This is a genomic window from Bradyrhizobium sp., from assembly GCF_030697065.1.
Taxonomy (GTDB): domain Bacteria; phylum Pseudomonadota; class Alphaproteobacteria; order Rhizobiales; family Xanthobacteraceae; genus Bradyrhizobium.
The window spans coordinates 1-4,417 of record NZ_JAUYQU010000077.1; the positions used below are offsets into that span (position 1 = coordinate 1).

Consider the following 4,417-nt stretch of genomic DNA (forward strand, 5'->3'; position numbering starts at 1 on the left):
CCTCGATCGACAGCACCGTGAGGGCGACGATCAGGCACAGCGACAACCCGCCGATGGCCAGCCGGCCGGCGACGACATGGGTCAGTCTCGACAAAGCCACAGGCGCGGAGCGGCCATGAAAGCCGAACTCGCCGGACGACCGGATCATGGTCGAAATCCCTTTATGCGGGCGAAGGAATCGCCCAACTGTTTGGAATCTCGCAGCAATCGCTGGCAATATTGCGGCGGTTCCGACGACGAAAATGGCGAAAAGGCGGCAAAAGGCCGGGTTATGCCCGCTATTCTGGGCCAAAGGTCAAAAAGGCGGTCAACAGGGTCGTCATTGCGAGCGAGCGAAGCAATCCATTCTTCCTTGCTTGCGGCACGATGGATTGCTTCGCTGCGCTCGTAATGACGGCTGAAAAAGCTCATTCCGTCAGCTGCAGTCGTGCCCGCCTCAGGCCTCGGCGGCGATGCCGGGCGCGTAGACCCCGGCCTCGGGGGCCTCCGGCTGCCAGTCCATCGGCACGAATCCGCTGGTCTGCTCCACCCGCCGCAGCCAGCTGCGGATCGCGGGGAAGGTCGCGAGGTCGAAGTCGCAGCGGTCGGCGAGATGGGTGTAGCCGTACATCGCGATGTCGGCGACGGTCAGTTGTCCCGCGACGAAATACGGCTGGGTCTTGAGATGGTTTTCCATCACCTGCAGTGCGGCATAGCCGCGCTCCATCCAGTCCTCCAGCGCGTGGGTCTGCAGGTCGCGGCCGCCCTTGACCAGCGCCAGCCAGAAATAGGCGGCGCCGATGTTCGGCTCCAGCGCGTGCTGCTCGAAGAACATCCACTGCAGCGCCTCGGCGCGTTCGATCCGCGACTCCGGCGCCAGCGGCGTGCCGCCGGCGACATACCAGAGGATGGCGTTGGATTCGGCGAGATAGCGGCCTTCCGCGACTTCCAGCAGCGGCACCTGTCCGCTGGGATTCTTGGCGAGAAATTCCGGCGTGCGGCTCTCGCCGCGCAGGATGTCGACTTCGATGGCGCTATAGGGCGCGTTCAGCAGCGCCAGCGCAAGGCGGACCTTGTAGCTGTTGCCGGAGCGCTGCATCGAATAGAGCTTGTACATCTGCGCTTTCGCTCGATCGGAGAGACGCGGCCTTGCGGCCGTGCGTGGCTTTGCGTTCAAGGTCTTGTCTGCCTTGTCGCGCCGCAACGCGGCCAAACAATGATGCCGTTGCGGTTGTGTCGCAAGGCCCATGCCCTGGAAAAGATAAAAACCTCTATTGCACCGCAACCGCGCCAAAAATCTGGCTATCGCGCGTCAACAAATCAATCACGCTTGCGCCATTCTGCCGGCGTTCGCAGTCGGCAAGTTGCGGTCCCTGACCGCACGCCGCAGGGTATAAGCGAAAATCAACAGCAGCACCGCGAGGCCGAGCGGTATCCCGGTGACTCCGGCGACGCCGCGCGACAGCAGCGGGACCAGCCACGCCGCGGACAGTAGGCTGATTTCGAACGGTTCGAAGCCGCGGCGCAATCCGTGGCGCGCGAGATAGGTGATCGCGACCGACAGCACCACCAGATCGTAGTCGAGCACGTAGGGTGTCGTCAGCAGGCTGCCGCTCGCCAGCGCGGATGCCTTGAGTTCGAAGGCGGCGTCGCTGCGCCACAGCCACGCCAGACTTGTGGCGAGCGTCAGTGCGAGCGCGATCTGCGCGGCATAGGCCAGCGGAATGCCGGCGCCCCACATCCGCGCCGCCGAGAATACCGATTGAATCTTCTCCCAGCCGGTATCGCCCTGTTCGAGCACCACCACCCGCGTGAAGCCCATGGAATCCGCGAAGGCGTGCCAGATGCCGCCGCCAAGCGTCGCGACACTGACGGCGACCAGCACCGCCACGGTGACCGCCGCGGCGCCGATCGTGCGCCACCGTCCAGCCGCCAGCAGCGCCACCGGAATCAGGACGCCGAATTGCGGCTTGTAGGCGAGGCAGCCGATCAGCACGCCCGCCAGCCAGGGCCTGCGGTCGAGCCAATGCAGCGCGCCGCCGAGCAGGGCCGCGGTGAGAAAGCCGTTCTGGCCGTGGCCGATATTGACGAACACGGCGGGGAAGGCCGCCGCGATCAGCCACGTCTCCGGACGCGGCAGGATCGCGCGCATCACCGCCAGCCAGCCGGCGAAGCTCGCCGCCAGCCAGATCGCGAGGCCCCAGCCATAGGGAACCGCGGCGACGAGAACGGCGACCGCGAAGAAGAATGGCGGGTAGTGCCAGCCGTAGAACGGCACCTCGCGGCCGCCGAACACGGCCTTTTCGGCGGCGTGCTGCAAGGCCGGCGCATAGGCGTCCGCGGGCCGGCCCTGCCAGGTCAGGGCGCCGGCGGCGTAGACATTGGAAAAGTCGGTGCCGATGGGCTTGCCGTTGCGGTCGATCAGGCCGTCCGACAGCGCGATCCACCCGGCACACGCCACCGCGAAGAAGGCGAGCAGGAGCAGGCTGTAGCCGCGCGCGCGCGCAGGCGTCAGCCACTCCCCGGATCGCAGTCCCTGCCAGATATGAGTCATTTTGCTGCAGAAATTGTATGAATATTGCGCTGTTCTAGCCGGGCGGTTTTAACGTTCCCTGAAGTTCGGCGGCAATCTGCCCAAGCTTCTTGCGATGCCGCGTGACGCGCTTTAGGGTGCCTCGATCCCAACAAGAAGAGTCGTGGATCGGTGCGCCCGCACCGCCGTGCCCATGACCCCGATATCACCGCAAGGAGACGACGATGCCTTTCCTGTCCGCTGCGCTCGACCGCGTGAAGCCGTCCGCGACCATCGCGGTGACGGACAAGGCACGCGCGCTGAAAGCGGCCGGCCGCAACGTCATCGGCCTCGGCGCCGGCGAACCCGACTTCGACACCCCCGCCAACATCAAGCTGGCGGCGATCCACGCCATCGAGGCCGGCAAGACCAAATATACCGACGTCGGCGGCATTCCCGAACTGAAGGAGGCGATCATCGCCAAGTTCAAGCGCGAGAACGGTCTGACCTACAAGCCGAACCAGATCATTGTCGGCACCGGCGGCAAGCAGGTGCTCTACAACGCCCTGATGGCCACCATCAATCCGGGCGACGAGGTCATCATTCCCGCGCCCTATTGGGTGAGCTATCCGGAAATGGTGGCGCTGGCGGGCGGCGAATCCGTGCCGGTGATCTGCACCGCGGCCGACGGCTTCAAGCTGAAGCCCGAGGCGCTGGAGAAGGCGATCACGCCGAAGACCAAATGGATCATCCTGTGCTCGCCGTCGAACCCGACCGGCGCGGCCTATACCCGCGCCGAACTGAAGGCGATCACCGACGTGCTGCTGAAGCATCCCAACGTCTGGGTGATGACCGACGACATGTACGAGCACTTGGTCTATGACGATTTTGTCTTTACCACGCCGGCGCAGGTCGAGCCGAAACTGTACGACCGCACCCTGACGGTGAACGGCGTCTCGAAAGCCTATTGCATGACCGGCTGGCGGATCGGCTATGCCGGCGGTCCCGCCGAGCTGATCAAGGCGATGCAGACCATCCAGTCGCAGTCGACCTCGAACCCCTCGTCGATTTCGCAATGGGCCTCGGTCGAGGCGCTCAACGGTCCGCAGGATTTCATCCCCGCGCACAACAAGGTGTTCAAGGAGCGGCGCGACCTCGCGGTGTCGATGCTGAACCAGGCCAGCGGCATCGACTGCCCGCGGCCGGAAGGCGCGTTCTACGTCTATCCGTCCTGCGCCGGCACCATCGGCAAGACCTCGCCGTCCGGCAAGGTGATCGCCAATGACGAGGATTTCGTCACCGAGCTCCTGGAGAATGAAGGCGTCGCGGTGGTGCAGGGCTCGGCGTTCGGGCTCGGCCCGGCGTTCCGGATTTCCTACGCGACAAAAACCTCTGATCTCGAGGAAGCCTGCAAGCGCATCCAGCGCTTCTGCGGCAATTTGCGATAGTCACATCACGTCGCCATCGCAGTCGTGACGGTTTAATGTCGGTTCCCCGGAAGCGCCTTGTTTCGGACAGGGCGCTTTCTTGTTTTGAACAAGCCGTTTTCTTCTTGTCGCTCCGCAAACACAGTCAGCGGAGATCAGATTGATGCGGGTTCCAACCATTGCCATCGCCGCGCTCGGCGTTTCGATCGCCGGCGCCCACGCGCAGCCGCAGGTGCGCGCGGGGCTCCTGCAATGCCAGGGCGGCCAGAATGTCGGCTTCGTGGTCGGCTCGGTCACGACGTTCGAATGCGTGTTCCAGGGCGAGGGCCGCCGTCCCGAACCCTATCTCGCCACCGTGCGCCGCTACGGCCTCGATCTCGGCTTCACCGACCAGACCCGGCTGGTCTGGGCGGTGAACGCGCCGACGCGGCGGGTGGGCCGCGGCGCGCTCGCCGGCAATTACGGCGGCGTCGGCGCCAACGCCTCGGTCGGCGTCGGC

5 protein-coding genes are annotated in these 4,417 nt (G+C 65.0%); 2 read left to right on the forward strand and 3 right to left on the reverse strand.

Features of this window, described 5'->3' with window-relative positions:
• Positions 1-144: 144 nt before the first annotated feature.
• The 3 genes from Q8R73_RS05230 to Q8R73_RS05240 form a co-directional block, all read right to left on the reverse strand.
• Positions 145-411: a hypothetical protein gene (locus Q8R73_RS05230; RefSeq protein ID WP_305718473.1), complete on the reverse strand. Its 267-nt coding sequence runs from the start codon at positions 409-411 to the stop codon at positions 145-147.
• A 25-nt stretch (positions 412-436) separates the two neighbouring features.
• Positions 437-1,096, reverse strand: a complete 660-nt coding sequence (locus Q8R73_RS05235) for a glutathione S-transferase family protein (RefSeq protein WP_305718474.1) — start codon at positions 1,094-1,096, stop codon at positions 437-439.
• A gap of 207 nt (positions 1,097-1,303) precedes the next feature.
• Positions 1,304-2,533: a glycosyltransferase family 87 protein gene (locus tag Q8R73_RS05240; RefSeq protein WP_305718475.1), complete on the reverse strand. Its 1,230-nt coding sequence runs from the start codon at positions 2,531-2,533 to the stop codon at positions 1,304-1,306.
• A 203-nt stretch (positions 2,534-2,736) separates the two neighbouring features.
• Here Q8R73_RS05240 and Q8R73_RS05245 point away from each other — a divergent pair, with 203 nt between their 5' ends.
• Both Q8R73_RS05245 and Q8R73_RS05250 read left to right on the forward strand, forming a co-directional pair.
• Positions 2,737-3,939 (forward strand): pyridoxal phosphate-dependent aminotransferase, encoded by a 1,203-nt coding sequence (locus Q8R73_RS05245; RefSeq protein ID WP_305718476.1) that lies wholly within the window; start codon positions 2,737-2,739, stop codon positions 3,937-3,939.
• Between the two features lie 142 nt (positions 3,940-4,081).
• The coding region (locus Q8R73_RS05250) for a DUF992 domain-containing protein (RefSeq protein ID WP_305718477.1) at positions 4,082-4,417 on the forward strand (336 nt) is incomplete at its 3' end.